This is a genomic window from Pseudomonas granadensis (assembly GCF_900105485.1).
Taxonomy (GTDB): Bacteria; Pseudomonadota; Gammaproteobacteria; order Pseudomonadales; family Pseudomonadaceae; genus Aquipseudomonas; species Aquipseudomonas granadensis.
Genome location: NZ_LT629778.1, coordinates 5,693,369 through 5,718,359 on the forward strand (window position 1 = coordinate 5,693,369; position 24,991 = coordinate 5,718,359).

General features: G+C 59.6%; 28 protein-coding genes. 10 read left to right on the forward strand and 18 right to left on the reverse strand.

Annotated elements, in window-relative coordinates:
- Positions 1–38 precede the first annotated feature (38 nt).
- On the reverse strand, positions 39–1,094 hold the full coding sequence (locus tag BLU52_RS25475) for a PA0069 family radical SAM protein (RefSeq protein WP_090288695.1): 1,056 nt from the start codon (positions 1,092–1,094) through the stop codon (positions 39–41).
- A 213-nt stretch (positions 1,095–1,307) separates the two neighbouring features.
- Between BLU52_RS25475 and BLU52_RS25480 the strand changes: the two genes are divergently transcribed.
- Positions 1,308–1,610, forward strand: coding sequence for a hypothetical protein (locus tag BLU52_RS25480; protein ID WP_090287993.1), 303 nt, complete (start codon positions 1,308–1,310; stop codon positions 1,608–1,610).
- A 65-nt stretch (positions 1,611–1,675) separates the two neighbouring features.
- Here the strand turns inward: BLU52_RS25480 and BLU52_RS25485 are convergent, their stop codons facing one another.
- The 3 genes from BLU52_RS25485 to BLU52_RS25495 are packed head-to-tail and all read right to left on the reverse strand — an operon-like array spanning position 1,676 to position 5,523.
- On the reverse strand, positions 1,676–2,977 hold the full coding sequence (locus BLU52_RS25485; protein WP_090287995.1) for a c-type cytochrome: 1,302 nt from the start codon (positions 2,975–2,977) through the stop codon (positions 1,676–1,678).
- 12 nt (positions 2,978–2,989) lie between these two features.
- Positions 2,990–4,774, reverse strand: coding sequence for a GMC family oxidoreductase (locus BLU52_RS25490; RefSeq protein ID WP_090287997.1), 1,785 nt, complete (start codon positions 4,772–4,774; stop codon positions 2,990–2,992).
- A 2-nt stretch (positions 4,775–4,776) separates the two neighbouring features.
- Entirely contained in the window at positions 4,777–5,523 is a 747-nt protein-coding gene (locus BLU52_RS25495; protein WP_090287999.1) for a gluconate 2-dehydrogenase subunit 3 family protein, read from the reverse strand.
- A 300-nt stretch (positions 5,524–5,823) separates the two neighbouring features.
- Here BLU52_RS25495 and BLU52_RS25500 point away from each other — a divergent pair, with 300 nt between their 5' ends.
- Complete coding sequence (locus BLU52_RS25500) at positions 5,824–6,468, forward strand: dual specificity protein phosphatase family protein (RefSeq protein WP_090288001.1); 645 nt, start codon at positions 5,824–5,826, stop codon at positions 6,466–6,468.
- Between the two features lie 8 nt (positions 6,469–6,476).
- Here the strand turns inward: BLU52_RS25500 and BLU52_RS25505 are convergent, their stop codons facing one another.
- The 3 genes from BLU52_RS25505 to prlC form a co-directional block, all read right to left on the reverse strand.
- The gene (locus BLU52_RS25505) at positions 6,477–8,504 is read right to left on the reverse strand and encodes a M3 family metallopeptidase (protein WP_090288004.1); all 2,028 of its coding nucleotides are present in this window, start codon (positions 8,502–8,504) and stop codon (positions 6,477–6,479) included.
- A 92-nt stretch (positions 8,505–8,596) separates the two neighbouring features.
- Positions 8,597–8,881 (reverse strand): YheV family putative zinc ribbon protein, encoded by a 285-nt coding sequence (locus BLU52_RS25510; protein WP_090288005.1) that lies wholly within the window; start codon positions 8,879–8,881, stop codon positions 8,597–8,599.
- On the reverse strand, positions 8,878–10,929 hold the full coding sequence (gene prlC, locus BLU52_RS25515) for an oligopeptidase A (RefSeq protein WP_090288697.1): 2,052 nt from the start codon (positions 10,927–10,929) through the stop codon (positions 8,878–8,880). Before prlC ends, BLU52_RS25510 begins: the two co-directional genes overlap by 4 nt.
- Before the next feature lie 89 nt (positions 10,930–11,018).
- Between prlC and BLU52_RS25520 the strand changes: the two genes are divergently transcribed.
- Positions 11,019–11,564, forward strand: coding sequence for a gamma carbonic anhydrase family protein (locus BLU52_RS25520; protein ID WP_090288007.1), 546 nt, complete (start codon positions 11,019–11,021; stop codon positions 11,562–11,564).
- Positions 11,565–11,593: 29 nt separating this feature from the next.
- Positions 11,594–12,244: an HAD family hydrolase gene (locus BLU52_RS25525; RefSeq protein ID WP_090288010.1), complete on the forward strand. Its 651-nt coding sequence runs from the start codon at positions 11,594–11,596 to the stop codon at positions 12,242–12,244.
- A gap of 227 nt (positions 12,245–12,471) precedes the next feature.
- Here BLU52_RS25525 and BLU52_RS25530 read toward each other — a convergent pair whose 3' ends face one another.
- Positions 12,472–13,563, reverse strand: a complete 1,092-nt coding sequence (locus tag BLU52_RS25530) for an aminopeptidase (RefSeq protein ID WP_090288012.1) — start codon at positions 13,561–13,563, stop codon at positions 12,472–12,474.
- 59 nt (positions 13,564–13,622) lie between these two features.
- Between BLU52_RS25530 and BLU52_RS25535 the strand changes: the two genes are divergently transcribed.
- Both BLU52_RS25535 and BLU52_RS25540 read left to right on the forward strand, forming a co-directional pair.
- Positions 13,623–14,045, forward strand: coding sequence for a PA0061/PA0062 family lipoprotein (locus BLU52_RS25535; RefSeq protein ID WP_090288013.1), 423 nt, complete (start codon positions 13,623–13,625; stop codon positions 14,043–14,045).
- Positions 14,046–14,082: 37 nt separating this feature from the next.
- Positions 14,083–14,502 (forward strand): PA0061/PA0062 family lipoprotein, encoded by a 420-nt coding sequence (locus BLU52_RS25540; RefSeq protein WP_408003572.1) that lies wholly within the window; start codon positions 14,083–14,085, stop codon positions 14,500–14,502.
- Between the two features lie 4 nt (positions 14,503–14,506).
- Here BLU52_RS25540 and BLU52_RS25545 read toward each other — a convergent pair whose 3' ends face one another.
- Together BLU52_RS25545 and BLU52_RS25550 are read right to left on the reverse strand one after the other, a co-directional pair.
- On the reverse strand, positions 14,507–14,746 hold the full coding sequence (locus tag BLU52_RS25545) for a DUF1161 domain-containing protein (RefSeq protein WP_090288017.1): 240 nt from the start codon (positions 14,744–14,746) through the stop codon (positions 14,507–14,509).
- Between the two features lie 248 nt (positions 14,747–14,994).
- Entirely contained in the window at positions 14,995–15,426 is a 432-nt protein-coding gene (locus BLU52_RS25550; RefSeq protein WP_090288018.1) for an OsmC family protein, read from the reverse strand.
- Positions 15,427–15,666: 240 nt separating this feature from the next.
- Between BLU52_RS25550 and BLU52_RS25555 the strand changes: the two genes are divergently transcribed.
- Entirely contained in the window at positions 15,667–16,668 is a 1,002-nt protein-coding gene (locus BLU52_RS25555; RefSeq protein ID WP_090288020.1) for an LLM class flavin-dependent oxidoreductase, read from the forward strand.
- Positions 16,669–16,916: 248 nt separating this feature from the next.
- Here the strand turns inward: BLU52_RS25555 and BLU52_RS25560 are convergent, their stop codons facing one another.
- Both BLU52_RS25560 and BLU52_RS25565 read right to left on the reverse strand, forming a co-directional pair.
- Complete coding sequence (locus tag BLU52_RS25560) at positions 16,917–17,141, reverse strand: DUF1161 domain-containing protein (RefSeq protein WP_090288022.1); 225 nt, start codon at positions 17,139–17,141, stop codon at positions 16,917–16,919.
- Positions 17,142–17,269: 128 nt separating this feature from the next.
- Entirely contained in the window at positions 17,270–17,485 is a 216-nt protein-coding gene (locus tag BLU52_RS25565; protein WP_090288024.1) for a dodecin, read from the reverse strand.
- Between the two features lie 165 nt (positions 17,486–17,650).
- Here BLU52_RS25565 and BLU52_RS25570 point away from each other — a divergent pair, with 165 nt between their 5' ends.
- Positions 17,651–17,977, forward strand: coding sequence for a DUF883 family protein (locus tag BLU52_RS25570; RefSeq protein ID WP_039757078.1), 327 nt, complete (start codon positions 17,651–17,653; stop codon positions 17,975–17,977).
- Here the strand turns inward: BLU52_RS25570 and BLU52_RS25575 are convergent.
- Complete coding sequence (locus BLU52_RS25575; RefSeq protein ID WP_090288027.1) at positions 17,950–18,867, reverse strand: LysR family transcriptional regulator; 918 nt, start codon at positions 18,865–18,867, stop codon at positions 17,950–17,952. The two genes, BLU52_RS25570 and BLU52_RS25575, sit on opposite strands and share 28 nt — an antisense overlap.
- 114 nt (positions 18,868–18,981) lie before the next feature.
- Here BLU52_RS25575 and trpB point away from each other — a divergent pair, with 114 nt between their 5' ends.
- Positions 18,982–20,214 (forward strand): tryptophan synthase subunit beta, encoded by a 1,233-nt coding sequence (gene trpB / locus BLU52_RS25580; protein ID WP_090288029.1) that lies wholly within the window; start codon positions 18,982–18,984, stop codon positions 20,212–20,214.
- Positions 20,214–21,023, forward strand: a complete 810-nt coding sequence (trpA, locus tag BLU52_RS25585; RefSeq protein WP_090288031.1) for a tryptophan synthase subunit alpha — start codon at positions 20,214–20,216, stop codon at positions 21,021–21,023. Before trpB ends, trpA begins: the two co-directional genes overlap by 1 nt.
- A gap of 67 nt (positions 21,024–21,090) precedes the next feature.
- Here trpA and BLU52_RS25590 read toward each other — a convergent pair whose 3' ends face one another.
- The 5 genes from BLU52_RS25590 to BLU52_RS25610 all read right to left on the reverse strand — a co-directional run bounded on the left by BLU52_RS25590 (position 21,091) and on the right by BLU52_RS25610 (position 24,690).
- Positions 21,091–23,052 (reverse strand): DUF7844 domain-containing protein, encoded by a 1,962-nt coding sequence (locus BLU52_RS25590; RefSeq protein WP_090288033.1) that lies wholly within the window; start codon positions 23,050–23,052, stop codon positions 21,091–21,093.
- Positions 23,049–23,369 (reverse strand): DUF2388 domain-containing protein, encoded by a 321-nt coding sequence (locus BLU52_RS25595; RefSeq protein ID WP_090288035.1) that lies wholly within the window; start codon positions 23,367–23,369, stop codon positions 23,049–23,051. Before BLU52_RS25595 ends, BLU52_RS25590 begins: the two co-directional genes overlap by 4 nt.
- A gap of 27 nt (positions 23,370–23,396) precedes the next feature.
- Entirely contained in the window at positions 23,397–23,714 is a 318-nt protein-coding gene (locus BLU52_RS25600) for a DUF2388 domain-containing protein (RefSeq protein WP_090288037.1), read from the reverse strand.
- Positions 23,715–23,822: 108 nt separating this feature from the next.
- Positions 23,823–24,140, reverse strand: coding sequence for a DUF2388 domain-containing protein (locus tag BLU52_RS25605; RefSeq protein WP_090288039.1), 318 nt, complete (start codon positions 24,138–24,140; stop codon positions 23,823–23,825).
- A 334-nt stretch (positions 24,141–24,474) separates the two neighbouring features.
- Positions 24,475–24,690 (reverse strand): DUF1127 domain-containing protein, encoded by a 216-nt coding sequence (locus tag BLU52_RS25610; RefSeq protein ID WP_007911656.1) that lies wholly within the window; start codon positions 24,688–24,690, stop codon positions 24,475–24,477.
- Between the last annotated feature and the right edge of the window lie 301 nt (positions 24,691–24,991).

Below are 24,991 nucleotides of genomic sequence, written 5' to 3' on the forward strand. Positions count from 1 at the left end.
CAGAAGGGTTCCAACCCACAACCCTGGGTCAATTGTCGCTAAATCAGCGACATCTGGCGACCCGGCGGACAGAAGGCTGTGCAATCGAGGTCGTAACCTTCGCGATGATTCAAACCAAGGCGTTTGATGGCCTTGGCAAAACGCTGCGCGAGCAGCTCGGCAAAAATGCCTTCGCCACGCATGCGCGCACCGAAACGGCTGTCGTAGAGCTCGCCGCCTCGGCTCTGACGGATCAGGCTGAGGACGTGATCGGCGCGTTGCGGATAATGTGCGGCCAGCCATTCCTCGAACAGTGGCGCCACTTCCAGCGGCAGGCGCAGCATCATGTACGCCGCGCTTTGCGCGCCGGCAGCGTGGGCTTCGCTGAGCAGGCTTTCGATTTCGCTGTCATTGATCATCGGAATCATTGGCGAACACAGCACGCCGACCGGAATCCCGGCCTCGCGCATCACCCGGATCGCGCGCAAACGTGCCTTCGGCGCGGCGGCACGGGGTTCAAGAATGCGTTTGAGTTCGTCATCCAGGGTGGTCAGGCTGATCATCACTTTCACCAGCCGTTGTTGCGCCAGTTCGGTCAGCAGGTCCAGATCGCGCAGAATCAGCGAACCTTTGGTGACGATGGTCACTGGATGCCGATAGCGCAGCAGCACTTCGAGGGTCCGCCGGGTAATTTTGTATTCGCGTTCGATCGGCTGATACGGATCGGTGTTGGAGCCCAGATTGATCGGCGCGCATTCATAGCCTTTCTTGCTCAATTGCTCTTCCAGCACTTGCGCGGCGTTGGTCTTGGCAATCAGCCGGGTTTCGAAATCCAGCCCCGGCGACATGTCCCAATAGGCATGGCTGGGCCGCGCGTAGCAATAAATGCAGCCGTGCTCGCAACCGCGATAGGGATTGATCGAACGGTCAAAGGGCAGGTCTGGTGAAGCGTTGCGGGTGATGATGGTTTTTGCGGTTTCGATCAGCACCTCGGTGTTCTGCGTTTCAGGCACTTCCTGATACCAGCCGTCATCCTCGGCCACCGAACGGTTAGGCGAGAAGCGGTTGTGCGGGTTGGTTGCGGTGCCGCGACCGCGAGGCGGTGGAGTGATCATGATGCTGCTCTCGGTCTGTATGGACATACAGTAGCCGAGTGAGGGGTGTCTGATCCAGTACCGTTCAGCGATGAGTCCGCTGCCCTTTCTTGATCCGCAAACAAGAGACAACCGGCGATACACATACTGGGTTGTTGTGCAAAGTTACCGCAGATAATCTTCAGCACTTGAGTGGACCCAAGATGGGTTACAAAAACAAAAAGGATTTAGTTCATGTCGTTTCTTAATCAACGTGGCGTTTTCATGCAAATGATGTTGCCCAATGCCTCCGAGCCCAACACCATTGTTTCCCTGCAACTGGCACGCAAGGAATTGGGCTGGGACGCCGAGCAGGAGCAGCCCACCGAGGCCCTGGTCGACTCGAGTTACGTGGTCGCAGTGTCCGCTGATCGTGGCAAGACCTTCACTATTCGCAGCAACAAAAATGATGTAGACGGCGACGGTGATATCGATAGCGATGACAAGGAAAAGTTAATTGCGCTGGCCAAGGCGTATGTGAGTATCGTCAATCCGTAAGTTGGATTTACTGTCACACGTTAAATAAAAAACCCTGCATGAAAAGCTCATGCAGGGTTTTGTTTTTATCTATGCTCGGTCACTTGACCAAGATCATTCGGCGACATGGTTTCCATGTCATTGCTGCGCAGGTTGGCGACGTCTTTGGCGCTCACCGGTGTGCCCTTGTTGCCCCAACTGCCACGAATGAAACTCACCACATCCGCGACTTCCTGATCCGACAGGCGCCAGGCGAAGCCGGGCATGGTGAAGGTCGATGGCGCAGTGTGCGTGGCCGGCAGCGTGCCGCCCTTGAGGACGATGTGGATCAACGAAGTCGGATCGTCCGTCTGCAACACCGGATTGCCCGCCAGCGCCGGGAACACGCGGGTGTAGCCGTGCCCGTCGGTGCGGTGGCACGCCGCGCAGTTGTCGATGTACACCGAAGCGCCACGCTGACTGTCGTCACCGTTCCACAGCGCTTTGGCGGCTTTTTCATCGTACTGATGTGGCTGATCCGAAGGGTCGCTGGCCGGCAAAGACTTCAGATAACGGGCGATGGCGGTCAGGTCGGCGTCGGTCATGTACTGCATGCTGTGGGTGACCACGTCGCTCATGCCGCCGAACACCGCGCTGCGATCACTGCGCCCGGTACGGAGGAATTGCACCAGTTGCTCCTCGCTCCAGCTGCCGAGGCCGTCCTTGTGGTCGCCGCGCAGGCTCTTGGCAATCCAGCCTTCCAGCGGTGCACTGCCGGCAAGGAAGGTTTTGCCATCCGATGCGCTGAGGGATTTTTCCTGCATGGTCAGGGCGCGCGGCGTGTGGCAGGCGCCGCAATGCCCGAGGCCTTCGACCAGATACGCACCGCGGTTGATCACCGCATCCTCACCCGTAGCCGTGAAGTCCTCGACCTTGGGCGCAAACAGCCAGCGCCAGCCCATCAGCGGCCAGCGCATGCTCAGCGGCCACGGGATGTCGCTGGCCTTGTTCTCCTGCGCGACCGGAGCCACGCCATGCATGAAATACGCGTACAGCGCTTGTATGTCGGCCTGGTTGACCCGGGCGTAGGATGGATACGGCATCGCCGGGTACAACGTGCTGCCGTTTTTGGCCACGCCATGACGCACGGCCTGGTCAAAGTCCTCGAAGCTGTAATCACCGATACCGGATTTGTCCGGGGTGATGTTGGTCGAGTAGATCGTGCCGATCGGGGTTTCCATCGGCAGGCCGCCGGCGAACGGCTTGCCGTTTTTCGCGGTGTGGCAAGCCACGCAGTCACCGGCGCGGGCGAGGTATGCGCCTTGTTTGATCAGATTCTGATCAACTTCCGCTGCGTGCAGGGAGGCACTGCCGAGCAGCGCCAGGGTGGCGATAACGAGATTTTTCATGGTCATCGCTCCTTATGCCTGAACCAGCGGGCCGGGGTTTTTCAGGTACTGCTCGCGGATCGCTTTTGCCGACCAGTAGGTCAGTGCTGCGACCAGTCCGGTCGGGTTGTAGCCCAGGCCTTGCGGGAACGCCGAGGCGCCGGGAACGAAGACGTTGTGCACGTCCCAGCTCTGCAAGTAGCGGTTCAACGCGCTGGTCTTCGGATCGGTGCCCATGATCGCGCCACCGTTGAGGTGGGTGGTCTGATAAGACGCGGTGTTGAAGTGGTCGCCGACCTGTTTGCCGATCACTGCAATCGCCTTGGGCCCCATGGCTTGCGCGACCTTGCCCATTTTTTCGACCATGAAGCGGTTCATCTTGATGTCGTTTTCCTGCCAGTCGAAGGTCATCCGCAGCAGCGGCAGGCCGTAGGCATCGCGATACACCGGATCGAGATCGAGGTAGTTGCCGCGGTAGGACTGATGCGCACCGTGTGCGTCCATCGATACCTGATGGGTGTAGTAATCGGCGGTCGCGCGTTTCCACGCACTGCCCCACGCCGGTGTGCCGGGCGGGTTCGAGGTGCCGGCAATCGGACGGCTGCCGGCCTGGTTGACCCACATCGGCGAGCCGCCGACGAAGCCGTGCGGGCCGTGGTCGAAGTTGTCGGCGTTGAAGTCATCCAGCGCCACGCCGTTGCCGCCGGCGCCGATGAAGTTGTTGGTGTGAGTATCCTTATCGAAGAACGCCTTGATGGTCGCCATGTTCTGGTAGGCGAAGTTGCGCCCGACCACGCCTTCGCCGCTGATCGGATCGTACGGTTTGCCAATGCCCGAGAGCAGCATCAGACGCACGTTGTGCAACTGGAACGCGCCGAGGATCACCAGATCCGCCGGTTGCTCGATCTCACGACCCTGGCCGTCGATGTAGGTCACGCCGGTGGCTTTGCTCTTGCTGCTGTCGAGGTTGACCCGCAGCACATGGGAGTTGGGCCGCAGTTCGAAATTCGGCAATGGCTTGAGCGCCGGCAGAATGTTCACGTTCGGCGAGGCCTTGGAATACATGTAGCAGACATAACCGCTGCAGAAACCGCAGAAGTTGCACGGGCCCATCTGCGCACCGTAGGGATTGGTGTACGGCCCCGAGGTGTTGGCCGAAGGCAGGTTGTAGGGTTTACAACCGACCTCCGTCGCGGCTTTGCCGAACAGCTGCGCCGAAACCGTATTTTTCTGCGCTTCGAGCGGGAACGGGTTGGAGCGGTCCGGGGCGTAAGGGTTGCCGCCCTTGCCCTGACCGACCAGCTGGCCTTTGACGGTCCAGGCCTGGCCGGAGGTGCCGAAGACTTTTTCAGCGAAATCGAAGAACGGCTCCAGCTCTTCATAGCTGACGCCGAAGTCCTGAATGGTCATGTCCTTGGGAATGAAGCCTTTGCCATAGCGCTCTTCGTAATGGCTGCGCATGCGCAACTCGATCGGATCGACGCGAAAGTGCACGCCCGACCAGTGCAAACCGGCGCCGCCGACGCCATTGCCCGGCAGGAATGCGCCCAACTGGCGGTTCGGCAGGGCGATGTCGTTGACGCTATGCCGAATGGTCACGGTCTCTTTGGAGATGTCCTGAAAGAGTTTCTTGCGCACGCTGTAGGTGAGTTCGTCGATCACCTGCGGATAGTTGCCGTCGGGGTAGGTGTCCTGCATCGGCCCGCGCTCCAGCGCCAGCACGTTGAGACCCGCTTCGGTCAGTTCCTTGGCCATGATCGCGCCGGTCCAGCCGAAACCGACGATCACCGCGTCGACCTTTTTCATTACCGTTGCCATGTTTACGCCCTCTCGCCGCGAATCGACACTGCCGGGAAGGGGTATTGCTCGTTGCGTTCCACCCAATCCATGAAATCGGCGCGGGCGCCGGGGAAACCGATCATGGTCCAGCCGACCATGCCTTTATTGCCACCGTGAATCGGGTCGCAGAAGAAGCCTTCCTTGGTGTTTTGCAGCAGCAGATTGAAGAAAATCTTCGCCGGAACCGCGTCGAACTGTGGTTTGCCGGCTTCAAGCTGCTTGAGCAAATCGTCTCGGGTAGCGCTGTCTTGCTCGGCAAATGTTTTACCGTTGAGGGCTTTTGCCCACTGATCAGTGGCGGCGATGCCCAGACGATAGATGTCCTTGGGCACCAGTTTGCTCTGCCAACCCATCTCCGGCGCGGCGTCGGCATTGAACGGGCCTTGCATGTACCACAGGGCACCGGCGGCGTACGGCGTGTTCATCTGACGATCGATGTATTCCGGCACGCCGGCTTCGAGCGCGCCCGGGCCTTGGGAATCGTTGGGGATCAATTGCGCGACGGCGGCATTGATGAACGCCCATTCCTCAGCGGTGAAATAGCTGGGCTGGTACTCGCCGGCCTTGGCACGAACTGGCTGGGTGGCAGGTTTGGCGGGCGCGGTTTCAGGCGCGGCGTTCAGCACGCTGCTGCCCAGACCGCTGCCGGCCAGGGTGACGACTGGGATCAGGGTCAGGGATTTGCGCAAAAACTCACGCCGCGGGTTGTCTCGATTTTCATCAGACATGGGGTACACCTCATCAGGCATTAGCATTGAGCCGATTCTGCGAAAGGCTTGGGATTTTGCGTCGCAACGGCAGCGCTCTGGCCTGAAAAAGGCAGGGGTGCCTGCAACATCGTGTGACAAATGGTAGCAGGCTAAGCATCAGCATGAACCGGCTCGATGGAAAAAAGCCGCGACCGCAATGAAATTTTTGTCATCAATCGCCGTTCACAATTCTTTAACAAGCGGCTCACAGGGCTTTGACCGTTCTATCGCGAAGCTGCGCCGTCTCTCACTGAAACCTCCGAAACGGTCAAGTCCAGCATGTCTCGAGTGCGTGTTTTTCCTGTTCTTTGCTCGGTGCTTGTCGCCCTGTTGCATCTGACGTCCGCGCAGGCGGAGTCGCTGTCGATAGCCCGTCCGGCTGAATGGGCGCAGCCGGTGGAGGTGCAATACAACCTGTTCCAGATGTCGCCGACCTTGTATCGCAGCGCTTTGCCCGACGGTGGTGCGCTGCCGCTTCTGAAAAATCTGAAGATCATCACGGTGATCAATTTTCTCCCGGATGATGACCGCAGCTGGCTAGCGGATCCTGCCATTGAGCAGGTGCGATTGCCCTACCGCACCAATCATGTCGACGACAGTGACGTGCTCAAGGCTTTGCGTGCGATCCAGGCGGCCGAGGCTAATGGCCCGGTGCTGATGCATTGCAAGCACGGTTCTGACCGCACCGGGCTGATGGCGGCCATGTATCGGGTCGTGGTGCAGGGGTGGAGCAAAGAGGACGCACTGAGCGAAATGACTCAGGGTGGTTTCGGCGACAGCACCCACTTCAAGGACGGCATTCGCTACATGATGCAGGCGGATGTAGACAAGTTGCGCACTGCGCTGGCCAACGGTGATTGCAGCACCAGTGCCTTCGCCACCTGCTCTATGAAAAGCTGGTTCAAATCGGCCCACGTCGAGTAGCCCGCGGTTCAATCCGGCTGTGCTGGAAAAAGTTCGGCAGGTATTGGATAACCGAGGAACGTCTCCATTGCGTCCGGCAGCGAAACCGAATCGCCAGAGAAGAATGCCTCGCGCAGATCCCGACCGGTCTGTGGGTTGAACACGCCTTCGCGTTCGACGCGCTTGAACGCTTCGGAGGCCAGCACACCTGACCATTTGTAGGCGTACACCGAGGCTTCGTAACCGGTCACCACGTAATCGAAACTGTTTGCAAACCGGCAATAGGTCGGCAGGTTCAGTTGCGGTATCTGCTGCAGCACCGCGTCGAAGCACTGTTGCACGTTGCGGCCATTGGCCTCGCTGCAGTGCAATTCAAGATCGAGCAATGACTCAAGCAACAGCATCGCGGTATCGCGGCTGGTGTGCGCCGCGATGGCGGTCAGCGCCGAGCTGATCCGCTCACGGCTCAACGGCACACGGTTCTGGTAATGCGCGGACAGCCACTCAAGAAGCTCACCCGACAGGCTCAACTGCTCGAACAGCTGCCCGGCGAATTCACCCGAGTCACGGCCCATTTGAGAGATTCCCGAAAGGTTAAAGTGAGGCGAGCGGGTCAGCACATGCTGCAGGCAATGCCCGAACTCATGAAACAGCACGCGCAAGTCCTTGTGCGACAGCAGGCCCTGATACCCGCCGCTGATGGGCGGGAAATTGCAATGGAGGACAGCGATCGGCAGAGCCGGTCGACCTTCGGCATTGATACGGTGGTCGCGCACGGTGTGGGTCATGGCATAGTCGGGTGCGTCCGGGCGATGAAAGAGGTCCAGGTAGATAAAGCCGATGACTTGATCGTACTCGCTGACCTCCAACAGCCGCACCGCCTCGTGCCAATGGCTCAGGTCCTTGCGCTCGGTCAGTTTGACGCCGAATAGATGTTCGATGAACTGGCAGAAACGGCGCAGCGTTTCGTCGAGTTCAAAGTGCTGGCGAAGGCCTTTGAGTGCGCTCGCCGAATGTTGCTGGCGCCATTGTTCAGCGAAATAGTCAAAATCCCAGGCCTGCAGATCATCGACCCCCCGGGTCGCAGCAAATGCCTGCAAGTCCTGTGTGTCCCGCTCCAGCGCCGCGCGGTTGCGTGCGATCTGCTGCTTTAGAAATGCTTCGACCTGAGCCGGCGAGGCCGCCATCTGTTGCGAAAGGCGCAGATGGGCAAAGCTTTCGAAGCCTAGCAATCGAGCTTGTTCATGGCGCAGCGCGAGCAGTTTCTGCAAGACCGGACCGTTATCGAACCGGTCGGCATGCGGCCCCTGATCCGAGGCCCGGGTGTTGAACGCGACGAAGTACGCCTCGCGCAAACGGCGGTCGCTGGCGTTTTTCATCAGGTATTCATAAGTGTTGCGATCCAGCGTCAGCAGCCAGCCGGTTTTTCCGGCCTGACGCGCGTTGAGCAGCAACTGATCCGTGAAGTCGGCAGACAGGCCATCCAGCGTGGCAAACTCGTCGATCTGTCGGGTCCAGGTCGCGTTGCTGCGCTCCAGATTGAGCAGAAACAATTGCTGTTGAAAGTCGATGTCGACGGTGATCGCAGCCAGTCGCTCACGTTGTTCGGCGGGCAATTCGATGCCTGTCAGACGGAAGCCGGACAGGGTCTTGGCCAGCGATGCCTTGCGAAACGCATCGAAGCTGGCGGCGATCGGGCTCCGCTCCAGACCTTGATACGTGCGGTAAAGCGACAGATTGGCAAATTTCTGCGAGCGATAGCGCTTTGCAGCCAGGTTGCATCGCGCGCTTTGCGCTAGCCAATCGGCATCAGCACCTTTGACCGTGTCGAGCACTTCGATGATGGCGATGACTTCAGCGATGCGTGCGTCGGCTTCGTCGATGGCGATCACCAGATCATCCCAGTTCGGGTGGACGGTCTGCGTGGCAATCACCTCGGCGATGACCCGCTGGTTGTCAGCGATGATGGCATCGAAGGCAGGCGCCAAGTGCTCAGCTTGTATTTTGGACCAGGCCGGCAGTTGCCAGCGTTGCAGCAGGGGGTTGGCAGGGGGCATCGCGTCTTCCTTGAACGTAGGCTGAAAAAACCAGCATACGGTCAAGGCGCGAAGATCAGGCGGTAACGGAATACCACCTGGAAGTGGCGATTTTACTCGTCGGTCTTTTTCTTCAGTTTTGGATTAGGGAAAAACTGCACTGCCTGGACTTTTTTGTCCGCTGGCGGCTTGAGCGCGCTGGTGTTGACTCGCGTGCCCAATTCCTTGGGCACCGACAGCCCTTGCTCATTCAGCGTGTCCGAATAACCGCAGGCCACGCATTCGCGGTGCGGCACGCCGTCTTCGTTCCACATCATCAGTTTGTCCGGCTCGCTGCACGCCGGGCAAACCGCCCCGGCGATAAAGCGCTTTTTGGTAATCACAGGCCCCTCACTCATGCTGCCGCGTCCTCACTCAGGCCGCTGTGGCGCAACAGCGCGTCGATCGACGGCTCACGGCCACGGAAGTCGACGAACAGCACCATCGGTGCCTGCGAACCGCCACGGGCCAGAATCGCCTCGCGGAAAGCGCGACCGGTTTGCGCGTTGAGCACACCGTCTTCTTCGAATTTGGAGAAAGCATCCGCCGAAAGCACTTCAGCCCACTTGTAGCTGTAGTAACCGGCGGCATAACCGCCAGCGAAGATGTGCGCAAAGCTGTTGGGGAAGCGGTTATACGCCGGAGGGCGCATTACCGACACCTCGTCGCGCACGCCTTCAAGTACCTGCGCGACGCTGCGGCCGTCACCGTGGGTGGCGTGCAGTTCGAAGTCGAACAGCGAGAACTCCAGCTGACGGACCATCATCAGTCCGGACTGGAAGTTTTTCGCCGCGAGCATTTTTTCCAGCAGGTCCTGCGGCAGCGGCTCGCCGGTTTCGTAGTGACCTGAGATCAGTGCGAGGCCTTCCGGCTCCCAGCACCAGTTTTCCATGAACTGGCTCGGCAGCTCGACCGCATCCCACGCCACGCCGTTGATGCCCGATACGCCAGCATGATCGACGCGGGTCAGCAGGTGATGCAGGCCATGGCCGAACTCGTGGAACAGCGTGGTCACTTCATCGTGGGTCAGCAGCGCTGGCTTGCCGCTGTCGGCCGGGGTGAAGTTGCACACCAGGTTGGCCACCGGGCTTTGCAGTACACCGTCGACGGTGCGTCGGCGGTCGCGGGCACCGTCCATCCACGCACCGCCACGCTTGTTGGCGCGGGCATAGAGGTCGAAGAAGAAGCGCCCGACGTGCTCGCCGTTTTCCTTGATTTCGAACAGGCGCACGTCCGGGTGCCAGGTGTCGAAGCCTTTCAGCTCGGCGATTTCGATGCCGTACAGACGCTGAACAATTGCGAACAGGCCGCTCAGCACTTTGTCGATCGGGAAGTAGGCGCGCAGGGTTTCCTGGGCGACGCTGTAACGCCGTTCGCGCAGTTTTTCGCCGTAGAAACCGCTGTCCCAGCTTTGCAGATCGGCGCAGCCTTGTTCGGCGGCGTAGGCGCGCAACTGTTGCAGATCCTGCTCGGCGAACGGCTTGCTGCGCTTGGCCAGATCACGCAAGAAGCTCAGCACCTGATCGCTGGACTCGGCCATCTTGGTCGCCAGACTCAGCTCGGCGAAGCTGGCGAAGCCCAATAGCTTGGCCAGTTCCTGGCGCAGGTCGAGGATCTGTTCCATCACCGGGCCGTTGTCGTTCTGGCCGGCGTTCGGGCCTTGATCCGAGGCGCGGGTGCAGTAGGCGGCGTAGACTTCTTCACGCAACGCACGGTCCTGCGCGTAGGTCATCACCGCGTAATAGCTCGGGAATTCGAGGGTGATCAGCCAGCCGTCGAGGCCTTTGGCTTGCGCGGCGGCGGCCATTTGCGCCTTGGCCGAATCGGTCAGGCCGGCGAGGGCGGCTTCGTCGGTGACATGCTTGGTCCAGGCCTGAGTGGCATCGAGCAGTTGATTGGAGAAACGGCTGCCCAGCTCGGACAGTTTGCTCTGCACTTCGGCGTAACGCTTCTGTTCGGCCTCCGGCAGGTCGATACCCGACAGACGGAAGTCACGCAGCGCCTGTTCGAGAATAGTCTTTTGCGCGACGTCAAAACCGGCGGCTTCCGGGCTGTTGGCCAGCGCTTCATAAGCCTGGAACAACTCGCGGTTCTGGCCCATTTCGGTGGAGTAGGCGCTCAAGGCCGGCAAGCACGACTCGTAGGCTTCACGCAGTTCGGCGCTGTTGCACACGGCATTGAGGTGGCTGACCGGGCTCCACGCCGCGCCGAGACGGTCATTGAGTTCGTCCATCGCCAATACCAGACCGGCCCACGTCGGGTGCTGGCCCTGGCTCTTGAGAATTTCGGCAATGGCCGCGCGGTTATCGGCCAGAATGGTTTCGATGGCCGGCAGGACGTGTTCGGCACGGATCGTGGAGAACGGTGGCAGGTCATAGGACTGCAGCAGAGGGTTGTTCACGCTCACGGTTGGCACCTTGGCTGGAAGAAACATTCGCCCATCTTAATTACAATCGCCACTCACCGCAGCTATCGGCGACAGAGAGAGAACTAATCGTGGCCCTTCGCAAGTACCAGCAACACACCCCGCAGTTAAGCAAAGGCGCGTTTGTCGACGGAACCGCGGTGGTAATCGGCGACGTCGAAATCGGCGAAGACAGCTCCGTCTGGCCGCTGACCGTGATCCGCGGCGACATGCACCGCATCCGCATCGGCGCGCGCACCAGCGTGCAGGACGGCTGCGTGCTGCACATCACCCACGCCGGCCCGTTCAACCCCGATGGCTTCCCGTTGCTGATTGGCGACGATGTGACCATCGCTCATAAAGTCATGCTGCACGGCTGCACCGTCGGCAGCCGCGTGTTGATCGGCATGGGCAGCATTGTCATGGACGGCGCCGTGGTCGAGGACGATGTGATCATTGGCGCCGGCAGCCTGGTGCCGCCGGGCAAGTGCCTGCAAAGCGGCTTCCTCTACGTCGGCAGCCCGGTGAAACAGGTGCGCGCCCTTACCGACAAGGAAAACGCCTTCTTCACCTACAGCGCTGCCAATTATGTGAAGCTCAAGGATCTGCATCTGGCCGAAGGCTACGACACACTCTGAAGCGAAATCGCGACTGCCCAGGATTATCCATGCATTACCAGACCGTATTGTTCGACCTCGATGGCACCCTGACCGACCCGCGCGAGGGCATAACCCGTTCCATTCAGTTCGCCCTCGGCAAACTCGGCATCGACGAGCCGGATCTGACCAGACTCGAACACTTCATCGGTCCGCCGCTGTTGCAGGCGTTCATGCAGTTTTACGCATTCGACGAGGCCAAGGCGTGGCAGGCGGTGAATTTCTACCGCGAGCGCTTCAAAGTCACTGGCCTTTATGAGAATCGGGTGTTCGATGGCGTCACGCCGTTGCTGGAAACCTTGAGCGGGCAGGGGCGTCAGCTGTTTATCGCTACGTCGAAACCATGGGAATTCGCCCGCGAGATTGCTCGGCATTTTGATTTCGCGCGGCACTTCAAGGTGATTTACGGCAGCGAACTGGACGGCACGCGGACCAACAAGGTCGAGTTGATCGCACATTTGCTGCAGGAGGAAGGGCTGGATCCGGCCGATACGCTGATGATCGGCGACCGCAAGCACGACTTGATCGGCGCGCGCAGTAATGGCCTGGATGCGGCGGCGGTGGGGTACGGATTTGGCAGCTTTGAAGAGTTGAATGCCGAAGCGCCGGCTTATCACTTCGAGACGTTGGATGCGTTGCATCAGGCGTTTCTGCTGCGCTGATCAGAGTGCCATCGCCAGCAGGCTGGCTCCCACAGGGGATTTGCGTCGTATACAAACCAAGGTGGGAGCCAGCCTGCTGGCGATGAGGCCTGTTCAACCACTCGAGGACTGGGAGTCTGCCAATGCTTTGAGCGCCACCTTGCGCTCATCAACCGGCAGCCTCTCACAGGAATTTGCGTCGTATACAAGACCAATGTGGGAGCCAGCCTGCTGGCGATGAGGCCTGTTCAGCCACTCGAGGACGGGGAGTCTGCCAACGCTTTGAGCGCCACCTTGCGCTCATCAACCTGCAACTTCCCCAGTTTCTCAACCTCGGTATAAAACCTCAGCCAATCCCCGCCAACTTGCCTGAATAACTGCGCAAACGCCGGCACCCATTGGTCATACAGCCCAAACGGCAACAATCGCGCATTGTTCAGCGGCGCGTTCACCCAGGCGTCATAACGCTTGTCCCCGGCCCATTCGCTGTCACGCAGCGCCCGATAATCGCGCCGAAAGCGCTCGAACTCCGCCGCTTTGCGCTCGCGCATCTGCTCGGCGGGCAATGGTTGTGCGTATAAGGTTTCCAGGCGTGAGCGAGTGTCGAGAACCAGGTTGATGAACTGGTCACGCTGTTTGAGCCGTGAGGCGTTATCGGCCGGCAACCCGCGAAACGCGCGCCATTGCCGGGTGCCTTCCTGCTCGACGAATGTGGCAAAGGACTCATTGAACTCGGTGTCGTCCGGCACATAACAGCGCTGATGCGCCAGCTCATGGAAGATCAGTGTCGCCAGACGCTCTTCGCCCCAGCCCATCATCGTGTTGATAATCGGGTCGTTGAACCAGCCGAGGGTCGAATAGGCCTCGACGCCGCCAATTGACACGTCCATATGGTTCAAACGCTGGATCGCGGCTTCGCCCCGCGCCGCGCTCTGGCTGTAATAGCCGCGGTAGGCCACGCACCCGGCAATCGGGAAGCAATAATTTTGCGGGGTCAGGGAAAATTCGGCAGTGGCGAACACATTCCACACCACGTACGGCCGACCGATGTCGGCGTATAACCGGTAACTCTGGTTGTCCGGGAGGTGCAGATGCTCGCTGGCGAAGGTGCGAGCCTTTTGCGATTGCGCCAGGTGAGCGCGCAACGTCGCGTCTCGGCTTGGATCGTTGATCACTTTTTGTACCGGTTCGCGCGCGTGCAGTAGTTGCAACTGCCCACTGGCCAACTGACTGTAATAGCTGACGCTGGCACAACCGTTGAGCAACAAAAACAACACACCCGGAAACAAAATCGTAAAAACGCGATCAAGTAACCCAAGGCTTGGAAACGGCCTGATCACAATAAGAAATCCCTCGGAGAGTCTGCCCGCAAGACTATCCCGCCTTCAGGAGCACCGCTATGCGCAAGTTGATGCTGACAGGGGGCCTGCTGACGCTGGCCGGTTGTGCCGGATTCGGAATGCCCGACCCTGACCCCTCGCAAGCCTGGATCGATCTGGACGCCCGGCAACAGGACACGGCCCTGCAAGCGCTGCAGGTCGATACGCAAGCGGCCGTCGACAAGCGCTACTTCGAGGTACAGCCCGGCAGCCATGAGCTCAAGGTGCGTTATCAGTTCCCGGTCGAGGCTACCAATATCGGCCCTGGTGCTGAACCGCTCTGGCGCGATTGCCGGTTGAGCGTCAAATTCAAGGACTTCAATGCCGGCCAGCGTTATCAATTGCAGGCCGGCAGTATCGGCTTCCGGCCGTGGGCCAAACTCTATGACGAGCAGCGCAAAATGGTCGGCCAGGCCACGCCAGCGGGCTGCCAGAGCAGCTGATCGGCGCTATGCTGAATGTTCCGATCCGTGGACATTCATCATGCGCCAAGTGTTGTTGCTCTCTGTCAGTCTGCTTGCCGGGTGCCAGACGCCACTGCCCCCGGTTGATCCGCAAATGGCCTGGGTCGACTTCTCCACACCAAGCCCCGGCGGCAAGTTGCTGATGGCCGAGCGTCTGGACAACCAACGCCTGAACGACGGACGTTTCTTTCAGGTCACCCCCGGCAGCCATGAACTGCGCGTGCGCTTCGATTTCGAGGTGTTCGGTGGCGGCGGCAGCTTGCTGACCGGCCCGGTCGAGCGCTTGTGCTACCTGACGATTCGTTACGAGCATTTCGAGGCGGGCCAGCGTTATCTGCTGGAGGGTCGCTCGCTGGCCTTTACGCCAAGTGCGCGGTTATACAACGCGCAACGCGAAATCGTTGCCGAAGATCGCGAGTTCAACTGCATCATCTAGCGCTTCAGCTGTCGTTTTTCTGGTAGATGATTCTCTTCTGACCGTTCTCGCAAGAACCGACGATCATGGCTGAATCGTGCTGTTTCGCCTCCTCCTGGGTGATGATTTCCAAGGTGTACGACGGAATTGCCTTCGCCTGAATCTTGATTTCGATTTCCTTTCTGAGTTCTTCGCAGTTCTTGGGGGCTGCGATAGCGGAGGTGGCCAGTGCACTGCAAAGGATCGCCAAGCCAATACGTTTCATCGATGAAGCTCCTTGAGGCAGCGCGCACGGGCGTGCGCTGAAGCTGCTGTCAGTTATTCGACCACATTTCCACGGAGCGGGTTCTGACTTTGCTCACACCTTGTGCGTGGAGCCTTAGGTCCCGGTGATGCTGAGATTGCTATCGCGAGCAGGCTCACTCCTACAAGGGATCACATTTATTCAGCTGGAATGCGATCAACTGTAGGAGTGAGCCTGCTCGCGATGGCGTCAGACCAGCCAATGCTGAATTAGCTGATCAGCGAAGCCTCAAGGGTAATTTTCGCATTCAGCACCTTGGACACCGGGCAACCTTCCTTGGCCTTGTTGCTCAATTCCTCAAACTGTTGCTGGGTCGCCCCGGGAATCTTCGCCTTGAGAATCAACTTTATAGCGGTGATCGCAAACCCGCCGTCGACCTGATCCAGCGTGACTTCAGCGTTGGTATCGATACTGTCGGCCTTCAGGCCCGCATCGCCCAGAATCATCGAAAACGCCATGGAGAAGCAGCCGGCATGCGCGGCGCCGATCAGTTCTTCCGGGTTGGTGCCCTTGCCGCCCTCGAAGCGCGCCTTGAAACCATAAGGCGCTTCCCGGAGTACGCCGGTTTCGGTGGAGATCGAGCCCAGACCGGTTTTCAGATCACCTTCCCAATGCGCCGATGCCTTTTTCACGATAGCCATGTCTGCCTCCTCAAATAGGGCGCGGAACGCCGCGCCGTCGTGGTTTTCACTAGCAAGGCTTCTGAGGATAGACGGCGGAACAAAGTTCAGCCTGGCTGAATCGTTGACTTTTTTAGTAGGAAATTTCGACGCCTCTATTGAAACTCGGGTATATGCCCTCATTGCATGAAACACGCTTATGGATCTGGCAGGTTTTCGTTCGCAAGAAAAACCTGCCTCCCCACTCGGAGATGCAGGTTTATGAAACAACTGTCCGACGTAAAATTTTCCACCCTTGATCTGGTACCGGTACGCGAAAACGGCAGCCCGGCGCAGTCGCTGCGCAATTCGCTGGACCTGGCGCAGCATGTCGAAAAACTCGGCTACACGCGCTTCTGGGTGGCTGAACACCACAACATGGATGGCATTGCCAGTTCGGCGACGTCGGTGCTGCTCGGTTATCTGGCCGGCGGAACGTCTAGCATTCGTGTCGGTTCCGGCGGTGTCATGCTGCCCAACCATGCACCGCTGGTGATTGCCGAGCAGTTCGGCACGCTGGAGAGTCTGTATCCGGGGCGCATCGATCTTGGTCTGGGCCGCGCGCCCGGCTCCGATCAGATGACCGCACGCGCGTTGCGCCGTGAACGTTCTGGCAGTGCCGATGACTTCCCCGAAGACGTCGCCGAACTGGTGCGCTACCTCGGCCCGCGTACCCCTGAACAACGAGTGATCGCAATGCCGGGCACCGGCACCAACGTGCCGATCTGGCTGCTCGGCTCCAGTCTGTTCAGCGCGCAACTGGCCGGTGAGCGCGGTTTGCCTTACGCCTTCGCCTCGCATTTCGCGCCGCGCTTCATGCACGAGGCGATCCGCGTCTATCGCAATCACTTCAAGCCGTCGGCGGTGCTCGACAAGCCGTACGTGATGCTCGGCGTGCCACTGGTTGCGGCAGACACCGACGAGCAGGCGGATTATCTGGCCACATCGGTGTATCAGCGCATTCTCGCGCTGATGCGTGGGCAGAGCCTGGTGCAGCGTCCGCCGGTGAAAAGCATGGATGGCCTGTGGTTGCCCCATGAGCGCGAAGCAGTGGGCGATTTCCTGGGCCTGGCGATGGTTGGTGGCCCAGAGAAGATCCGCGCCAAGCTGCAGGTGCTGGTTGAGCAGACCCAGGCGGATGAGCTGATTTTCACCTGCGACTTGTATGAGCATGCCGATCGCCTGCATTCCTACGAATTGCTGGCGCAGGTCATGAAAGGCTGAAAAACGCCCTCACCCTAACCCTCTCCCGGAGGGAGAGGGGACTGACCGGGGTGAATGTTCGAGATACGCCGAGCTGAGATATCCAGTCGAACTCAGGATTTGCACAGCCCGCAATCTGCTCCCTTTCCCCCTCGCCCCTTGGGGGAGAGGGCTGGGGTGAGGGGGGCGGTCTCAGTCGTTATCAAATGCTGAATACCGGACACAAAAAAGCCGACGCATCCACGTCGGCTTTTGCATTACACGCGCGATCAACCGCGCTTGTAGACGATTTCCTTGCTGCCACCTTCGCAGGTGCCGACAACTTTGGCATCAGCTGCCGCGCCCTTATCGACAACCTCCAGCGAATACCCGGAAACGCCTTTGGCATCCAGCTTCGCCGCGATTTCGCTTTTCAGCTCTTCACATGGCTTGCCGGCTGCGAACGCACCACCCGCAAGGCTCAACAAACCTACTGCCAACATGAACTTCTTCATCGGTCGCACTCCCTGGTCGGATTGAAAGAGGCGGGCACCGAGCCGTTCGCTCGATGCGACCACCCTGTAGCGCATTGCCATTCCTATGGCACTCGGCCAGCGCGCAAGTTCAGAAGACTAGACCAAACTCAGCTGCTGGCAATCTTGAAACCGACCTTGAGTGTTACTTGAAAATGCGCGACCTGGCCGTTTTCGATGTGGCCGCGGGTTTCGGTGACTTCGAACCACTCCAGATTACGCAGGGTTTTGTTGGCTTCTGCCAGCGCGTTGTTGATGGCATCTTCGATGCTGGTAGTGGACGAACCGACCAGTTCGACTTTCTTGTAGGTGTGGTGGTCACTCATAAAGAACTCCTTGGGATGGAAGGCGTGTGGAATTGAGATTAGCAGCGATTCGCTCTGTTGATTTCGGTGGCGCTGCGCTGCCGAAGTTCAGAATTTCTGCACTTTCTCGAAGCGTTGAAGTCCCAACCAACACACGCCACTCATCACCAATGCAGGAGAGCCACCATGGCCAACACCTCGTTACGCAAAGCCTCGTTGCAAAGCATGGAAGCGGAAATCGAGAGTCTGCTCAAATCGTTGGAAAGCCTTAAAGACGATGCTTCGGACGAGTCGCGCAAGACCCTCAAGGCGTTGAAAAGCAATGCTGAAAGTGCGCTGAAACACTCGCGTCACCTGCTCAGCGATGCTTACGAAGAAGTCAAAGTGAAAACCCGCGAAACCGGCATTGCCACTCGCGATTACGCCCAGGAACACCCATGGACCACGGCCGGCGTTGCAGTCGGTGCCATCGGCCTGCTTGCCGCTTATTTCCTTTTCAAGCGCGGCGAGTGATCGGTCTGGCGCAGTTCGTTTTTCAACCACTGCGCCAGTTGCCGAGCGCGTCCGTCAGCGGCGCGCTTGGGTAGCCACAACGCCAGTTGCGCCGGGGTTTCGCAAAAGCCCCAGGGCGCAACCAGGCGACCGGCCTTCAAGTCTTCTGTCACCAGCGGCTCCGGCGCGATTGCCACACCCAGACCTGCCACCGCAGCCTCCAGCAAATAATATAAATGCTCAAAACCTTGCCCGAGCTTCAGCGCTTTGGTGTCGAGGTCGTTCTGCTGCGCCCAGCTTGGCCACGCTTGCGGACGCGAGGTCGTATGCAGCACGGGCTCCTCAAGCAACGCTTGAGCAGGCGCGGCTTGTAAGGTTTGATAGCCTGCAAACAGCGGGCTCATCACCGGCCCGATGCGCTCGGCGGCCAGTTCGTAGACCTGCATGTCGGCCGGCCACGGTGGCTCGGCGAACAGCAGTAACGCGTCCACCCCCGAACGGCGCGGATCGAGGTCGCCCTCACCGGCAGACAAATGCAGACGCAAATCCGGCAGATCGGCGTTCAATCGTCCCAGGCGTGGAATGAACCAGCGCGCCAGCAAGCTCCCCGAGCAACCCAGCACAAACGGCGCATCGACGCTGCTTTGGCTCAGTTCCGCACACACGCTGCGCAAACGATCGAACGCCTCGCCACTGGCATCACGCAGCCGCACGCCGGCATCTGTGAGTTTCAAGCCGCGCCCATCCTTGACGAACAGACTCACGCCCAGGTGTTCTTCAAGCACTTTCAGCTGCCGGCTGACCGCACCGTGAGTCACGTGCAACTGTTCGGCGGCTTGGCTGACGCTGTTCAATCGGGCAGTCGCTTCGAATGCGCGCAAGGCATTCAGGGGAGGAAGATCCTGGCTCATGGTATCTGTGAGTTTTCCTGACAGGTTGCGGCGATCTTATCGGTTTTCAGCGTAGAAGGTCAGGGGTAGAGTGGTGGTCATTGTCTTTTGACCCGAATTCACCTGGAGCACACCATGACCCAGACTTCGCACACTTCCAACCTGCGCAACGGCCCGGACGATAACGGCCTGTTCGGTGCGTTCGGTGGCCGCTATGTCGCCGAAACCCTGATGCCGCTGATCCTCGATCTGGCGCGCGAATACGAAGCGGCCAAGGAAGATCCTGCGTTCAAAGAGCAATTGGCCTACTTCCAGCGTGACTATGTCGGACGTCCGAGCCCGCTGTATTACGCCGAACGCCTGACCGAGTTCTGCGGCGGCGCCAAGATCTACCTCAAGCGCGAAGAGCTGAACCACACCGGCGCGCACAAGATCAACAACTGCATCGGCCAGATTCTGCTGGCGCGGCGCATGGGCAAGAAGCGCATCATCGCCGAGACCGGCGCCGGCATGCACGGCGTGGCAACCGCCACTGTTGCTGCACGTTTCGGTCTGGAGTGCGTGATCTACATGGGCACCACTGACATCGAACGTCAGCAGGCCAACGTGTTCCGCATGAAACTGCTCGGCGCTGAAGTGATTCCGGTGGTTGCCGGCACCGGCACGCTGAAAGATGCGATGAACGAAGCGTTGCGTGACTGGGTGACCAACGTCGACAGCACTTTCTACCTGATCGGCACCGTGGCCGGCCCGCACCCGTATCCGGCGATGGTTCGGGATTTCCAGGCGGTGATCGGTAAGGAAACCCGCGATCAATTGCAGGCCCAGGAAGGTCGTCTTCCGGACAGCCTTGTGGCGTGCATTGGTGGTGGCTCCAACGCCATGGGCCTGTTCCACCCGTTCCTCGACGACAAAAGCGTCGAGATCATCGGCGTTGAAGCCGCAGGTTACGGCATTGAGACCGGCAAGCACGCGGCGAGCCTCAATGGCGGCGTTCCGGGTGTATTGCATGGCAACCGGACCTTCCTGCTGCAGGACGACGATGGCCAGATCATCGACGCGCACTCGATTTCCGCCGGCCTCGACTACCCAGGCATCGGCCCGGAACACGCCTGGTTGCATGACATTGGCCGCGTCCAGTACACCTCGGTCACCGACGACGAAGCCCTTGAGGCGTTCCATAAGTGCTGCCGTCTGGAAGGGATCATTCCTGCGCTGGAAAGCGCACACGCTCTGGCTGAAGTATTCAAACGCGCACCGAAACTGCCAAAGGATCACCTGATGGTGGTCAACCTGTCGGGTCGCGGCGACAAGGACATGCAGACCGTCATGCACCACATGGAAACTTCCAAGCAGGAGAAACACTGATGAGCCGCCTGCAAACCCGTTTTGCCGCCCTCAAGGAACAGAATCGCGCCGCGCTGGTGACCTTCGTCACGGCCGGTGATCCTGATTACGACACTTCGCTGGCGATCCTCAAAGGCTTGCCTGGTGCGGGTGCCGATGTGATCGAGCTGGGCATGCCGTTCACTGATCCGATGGCCGATGGCCCGGCGATTCAGCTGGCCAACATCCGTGCCTTGGGTGCCCAGCAGAATCTGGCGAAAACCCTGCAAATGGTTCGTGAATTTCGCGAAGGCAACAGCGACACGCCGCTGGTGCTGATGGGCTATTTCAACCCGATCCACAAGTTTGGCGTCGAGCGCTTCATTGCCGAAGCCAAAGATGCCGGTGTCGACGGCCTGATCGTGGTCGACATGCCGCCTGAGCACAACGCTGAACTGTGCGACCCGGCTCAGGCTGCCGGTCTGGACTTCATTCGTCTGACCACGCCGACCACCGACGACGCGCGACTGCCGAAAGTCCTCAATGGCAGCTCCGGTTTTGTCTATTACGTGTCGGTCGCCGGTGTAACCGGTGCCGGTGCGGCGACGCTGGAGCACGTCGAAGAAGCTGTGGTCCGTCTGCGTCGCCACACCGACTTGCCGATCAGCATCGGTTTCGGTATCCGTACGCCGGAGCAGGCAGCGGCGATCGCGCGGCTGGCCGAGGGTGTGGTGGTGGGGTCGGCGCTGATTGATCACATCGCCAGTGCCGATACGCCTGCGCAGGCTGTCGATGGTGTGTTGAGCTTGTGCGCGGCGCTGTCCGAGGGCGTACGCAAGGCTCGTGTCTGAGCGCGCAATATCAGCGTTATGCTCGATAAAAAAGGCTTCAGAACAGTGTTCTGAAGCCTTTTGGTTTTCAGGGCAGTTCAAGCCCGCCCGAAGCCTTGTGGAGTTTGCGCAGATGCTCGCCGATCTGCTTTACGTTGGCTTCACTGGCGGCAATCTCCGCGGCGCGTTTGGGCTCCAGCAGCTTGCGCACCTCGGTATCCAGATCGCCAGAGAGGGCCAGCAGCTTTTTCTGCCGCTGACTGCTTTCCGCTTCCAGTCGGCCGAATTCGTTCGGCTGCGGCAAGCCGTAACCCTTGGCGTCGAGCAACTCCGCCGGCCGGCTGAGGAAGCCGCTGTTGGCGAGAATTTCCTGCAAGGTCGCGTTGGCCTTGTCCATGCCGCCGTTTTCCAGCTCGCGGGCGCCGAGGTAACGCTGCTTGACCTCGTCCTGCGCCAGCAACAACTGACGACGGAAACTCGCCTGTTCGAGCAGCAGCAACGCCGCACTGGTGCGCAAGTCGGCACGCTCGAACCACTCGCGACGCTCTTCGGCGGACAGCGATAGCCATTCTTCAACGGTGTTCTGTTTGATCGGCAACTGCTTCTTCAACACGTCGAACATGGCCTGGTAGCGGTCACGGAACGAGTCGAAACGATAGCCGAGGCGCAACGCCTCTTTCGGATCATCGAGCACGCTGGTATCAGCCAGACCTCGACCCTTGAGCACTTCCAGCAAGCCATTGGGCATGATGCTGTCGAGACCGACCAGTTGCGCGTTGTTACTGCCACTGCGCAGCAACTTCAGGCCTTCAACCGCGCAGTTGTTGGACAGGAAGAAGTAGTTCCCGTCGTAGCTCCAGTGCATTTCGGCGGCGTGTTCGACCACGCCTTCGATTTCCTTACGGGACAGCTTCAGCGGCACCGAAGCAAGGCTGCGCAATTCGGTCTTGGTGTATTCGTCGATCACTTGCGCCAGCGGCAATACGAACAGCCGCGACGGGTATTTGCCGACCAGCCCGTCCCAGCTCGACAGCTGCACATCGCCGACGAAGGCGCGGTATGACAGCACCAGATGCTGGTCCAGATCGAGGCGGCAATCCGGCCCGCGCGGGCGGCCCGGTGCGCAGATCACCAGACGCAACATGCTATGACCCCAGCGGCTGACCCAGTTCTGATTGGCCTCGGCCAACAGGTAATCGACGGCGTAAACCCGTTCCGGATCGACCTGCCCCAAGGGTTGCTTGGCAAAGTCGTTGCCGGCATTGAGAAAGGCGAAGGTTTTGCTGCAGGTGTCTTTGGCCTCCGGCGCCCAGCCGAAGTGGTCGCGGTAATAGCGGTACAGCGCCGGTCGGCGGCAGGCGTAACTCGGGTCGAGGAGGAAATACTCCATGTTGACCGCGACGAATTCCTTGGGGCTCGATACTTCGTAGAGATCAGGGCTGCGGGCAATCTGCCGGTTGTGCTGTTCTCGTTCACCCCGGCGGCCGACGTATTGCTGCCAGCCGGCCAGATCAAGCAGCCGCGGATCATCACTTAGGGTGAAGCGCCGGCCATTCTGTCCGCGACACTCATCCGGGATGCCGATCAGCCCGGCACTGTCGAAGCGCCGGGTGCAGCGCTGGATCAGCGTGCGCTCGGCATCTGGCCACAGGCGGGCGCGGTCGTAGATGTGGGTGATTTCATGCAGCACAGTGGCCAGCAGTTCCTGACGCACAGTGCCATGGGGGCGATTGGTTTTTTCTTTGGCGGCGCTGCCGTCCGTCAGCCCGGCGAGCAGTCTTCGATTCAGATCGAGCTCAGCCACCAGCGTGGCCTGGCCGTAGGCGTTGGCGGGCATCTCGTCGGTCCAGCCAACGTCGATACGCCGATCCAGCCGCTCGATGAAACTCGGCGGCAACTTGTGCATGGCCTCATCGATCAGCGCCTGGCTGGCCTGTTGTTCGGCGGGGCTCAAACCGTCGGTCTTGAGCCGTAATTGCAGGCTGGCGTGAGCGCTGTTGCCGATCAGCAACAACGCCCCGGCCAGCAGCCAGGCGCCAACGGACTTCACAGTGCGAGGATGGCTTCAGCGAGCACCTGATCACTGGCGTCGCGCGCTTCCGGCACGCGCGTGCGCAAGGTATTGATGGCAGCTTCCAGGTGCGCGCCACGGATATTCCCGTTGGTTGCGACGAAACTGGCGGCGTCGTCATGGGCTTCGCGGATGATCTTAGAATCGCGAATCGAGGTGGTGGTATCGGAAGTGAAATCAATGGTGCGCTGGGAGGCACGGACAATGATGTTACTGGTGGCTACCAGGGTGTGCGCCTGAGCCACGTCGGCCAACAAAAACAGGCCAAGGGCGGCAGCAATCAGCGGGCTACGCATGGAACGACTCCGAAAGGGACAAGATAACTATTGGACGAGAATTGCTTCCGCCAGTTCAAGGTCGCTGGCATGAAGTTTTGGCCGGTTTTTGCGCAGGTAATGCAGCGCGGATTCCAGCCGGGCGCCTCGCCATTCACCATCACTGGCAACGAAGGCTGCCGCGTCATCGTGAGCGGCGAGCAGCAGTTTACGGTCGAACGGCGCGGAAGACACCATGCTGGTCGCGTAAGCGCTGACAACGGTGCCTTGGGTAGAGGCGTTGAACGCGTCGAAGGCGCCGGCCGATGTCGCCCAGCAGGCGGTTAAAAAAGCAGAGCAGATGAGCGGATTTGAAAGAAAGCGCATGGGACTCGACAACTGTTAACGAGCCTGAAGGCTAGCGCAAAAGCCCGGGCCAGAGCCAGCGTTGAAACATCGGGACACGGCTGGCGTGTCCCGCAATGCTTGAGGCGTTTACAGCGTCAGGATGGCCTGGGCCAGTTGCGCATCGCTCGCTTCCAGCTGCGGCGCCTGATGACGGATGTGATGCAGCGCGCTTTCCAGTTTCACCCCACGGATATCGCCCTGGCTGGCAACGAAGCTCGCCGCGTCATCGCGAGCGGCGAGAACGATCTTGTCGTCACGGAACGACGATGTGACGTCGGATGTCGCGTCCGAGGACGCTTTGAGAGCACCGACGAGGGAGTCGGTGGTCACGATGAAGCTGGTGGCGCTGGCGTTGGCAGCTACGGCCAGCAGGGCTGCGGCGCTGAGCAGACGAAGACGGGTCATGTAGAACTCCTTTGGATAAACCGTAGTGAGAGGTGGCTCGGTATCTGAGGAGTCAGACGCCAGATGCTTAACGTTCGCCACGTTCTGTGTGGATATTAGGCTGCCGCACGGGATTCGCCCAGTGATGGCCACCGCTGCGTCTATCGATACGCGTAACTGTACCGGTGAATATCAGGGTTTTGCGAATTGTACAGGTTCGACCAAAAAAAGATCCGTCTGGAGGTTTTTTGAGCGCTGAAACGACAAAACCCGTCGTGATTTCCCACGACGGGTTCTGCTTGTTCAATTCGGGTTGCTGGCGGTGGGTCTTGGCGACCAGAGCCAGCGACGCTGCTTAGCGCCAGAACGGCTTGCTCAGCTCTTCGTAGCGTTGTGCTTCGCTGATACCGGCGTCGGCCAGCAGACGCGAATCCAGACGAGCCAGTTGATGGCGGCTGGAGATGCGGCGCTGCCACAACATCAGGTTGGCGATAACGCGCAGAGGCAGGGAAGCCTGGGTGTTTACAGCTTTGTCTTCGAAGAACAGTTCGGAACTGAGTGTACGTTCCATGGTTGACATCCTTCCGCTTGTGGCGGGATCAGGTAGTGGTTTGACTGGTGCCCATGATCCTCTCGTTTGCCTAGTCTCTCTAGATACAGTTGCACTGTATTGTGAGTGACCAGTTAACTGTTTATAGAGGGTGTACGGGTCAAAATCGAGCAAACTGTATCTGTCTGCACTCATGTGGTGCGTTTTGGCTCAATTACGCGGGTGGTGTAGGAGAATGCTGTCGGAAAACACCAGTACAGCAGTACAGTTTTTGACAGTTGCAGAAGGTTTGCCAATCTCGGCTGGCGCAAACTGTGTTTGC

What these genes read in the sequence shown, in the direction of transcription:
- BLU52_RS25475 (WP_090288695.1), bottom strand. Translation starts at nt 1,094, where the DNA reads ATGATCACTCCACCGCCTCGCGGTCGCGGCACCGCAACCAACCCGCAC.
- BLU52_RS25480 (WP_090287993.1), top strand. Translation starts at nt 1,308, where the DNA reads ATGTCGTTTCTTAATCAACGTGGCGTTTTCATGCAAATGATGTTGCCC.
- BLU52_RS25485 (WP_090287995.1), bottom strand. Translation starts at nt 2,977, where the DNA reads ATGAAAAATCTCGTTATCGCCACCCTGGCGCTGCTCGGCAGTGCCTCC.
- BLU52_RS25490 (WP_090287997.1), bottom strand. Translation starts at nt 4,774, where the DNA reads ATGGCAACGGTAATGAAAAAGGTCGACGCGGTGATCGTCGGTTTCGGC.
- BLU52_RS25495 (WP_090287999.1), bottom strand. Translation starts at nt 5,523, where the DNA reads ATGTCTGATGAAAATCGAGACAACCCGCGGCGTGAGTTTTTGCGCAAA.
- BLU52_RS25500 (WP_090288001.1), top strand. Translation starts at nt 5,824, where the DNA reads ATGTCTCGAGTGCGTGTTTTTCCTGTTCTTTGCTCGGTGCTTGTCGCC.
- BLU52_RS25505 (WP_090288004.1), bottom strand. Translation starts at nt 8,504, where the DNA reads ATGCCCCCTGCCAACCCCCTGCTGCAACGCTGGCAACTGCCGGCCTGG.
- BLU52_RS25510 (WP_090288005.1), bottom strand. Translation starts at nt 8,881, where the DNA reads ATGAGTGAGGGGCCTGTGATTACCAAAAAGCGCTTTATCGCCGGGGCG.
- BLU52_RS25525 (WP_090288010.1), top strand. Translation starts at nt 11,594, where the DNA reads ATGCATTACCAGACCGTATTGTTCGACCTCGATGGCACCCTGACCGAC.
- BLU52_RS25535 (WP_090288013.1), top strand. Translation starts at nt 13,623, where the DNA reads ATGCGCAAGTTGATGCTGACAGGGGGCCTGCTGACGCTGGCCGGTTGT.
- BLU52_RS25545 (WP_090288017.1), bottom strand. Translation starts at nt 14,746, where the DNA reads ATGAAACGTATTGGCTTGGCGATCCTTTGCAGTGCACTGGCCACCTCC.
- BLU52_RS25550 (WP_090288018.1), bottom strand. Translation starts at nt 15,426, where the DNA reads ATGGCTATCGTGAAAAAGGCATCGGCGCATTGGGAAGGTGATCTGAAA.
- BLU52_RS25555 (WP_090288020.1), top strand. Translation starts at nt 15,667, where the DNA reads ATGAAACAACTGTCCGACGTAAAATTTTCCACCCTTGATCTGGTACCG.
- BLU52_RS25560 (WP_090288022.1), bottom strand. Translation starts at nt 17,141, where the DNA reads ATGAAGAAGTTCATGTTGGCAGTAGGTTTGTTGAGCCTTGCGGGTGGT.
- BLU52_RS25565 (WP_090288024.1), bottom strand. Translation starts at nt 17,485, where the DNA reads ATGAGTGACCACCACACCTACAAGAAAGTCGAACTGGTCGGTTCGTCC.
- BLU52_RS25570 (WP_039757078.1), top strand. Translation starts at nt 17,651, where the DNA reads ATGGCCAACACCTCGTTACGCAAAGCCTCGTTGCAAAGCATGGAAGCG.
- BLU52_RS25575 (WP_090288027.1), bottom strand. Translation starts at nt 18,867, where the DNA reads ATGAGCCAGGATCTTCCTCCCCTGAATGCCTTGCGCGCATTCGAAGCG.
- trpB (WP_090288029.1), top strand. Translation starts at nt 18,982, where the DNA reads ATGACCCAGACTTCGCACACTTCCAACCTGCGCAACGGCCCGGACGAT.
- trpA (WP_090288031.1), top strand. Translation starts at nt 20,214, where the DNA reads ATGAGCCGCCTGCAAACCCGTTTTGCCGCCCTCAAGGAACAGAATCGC.
- BLU52_RS25595 (WP_090288035.1), bottom strand. Translation starts at nt 23,369, where the DNA reads ATGCGTAGCCCGCTGATTGCTGCCGCCCTTGGCCTGTTTTTGTTGGCC.
- BLU52_RS25600 (WP_090288037.1), bottom strand. Translation starts at nt 23,714, where the DNA reads ATGCGCTTTCTTTCAAATCCGCTCATCTGCTCTGCTTTTTTAACCGCC.
- BLU52_RS25605 (WP_090288039.1), bottom strand. Translation starts at nt 24,140, where the DNA reads ATGACCCGTCTTCGTCTGCTCAGCGCCGCAGCCCTGCTGGCCGTAGCT.
- BLU52_RS25610 (WP_007911656.1), bottom strand. Translation starts at nt 24,690, where the DNA reads ATGGAACGTACACTCAGTTCCGAACTGTTCTTCGAAGACAAAGCTGTA.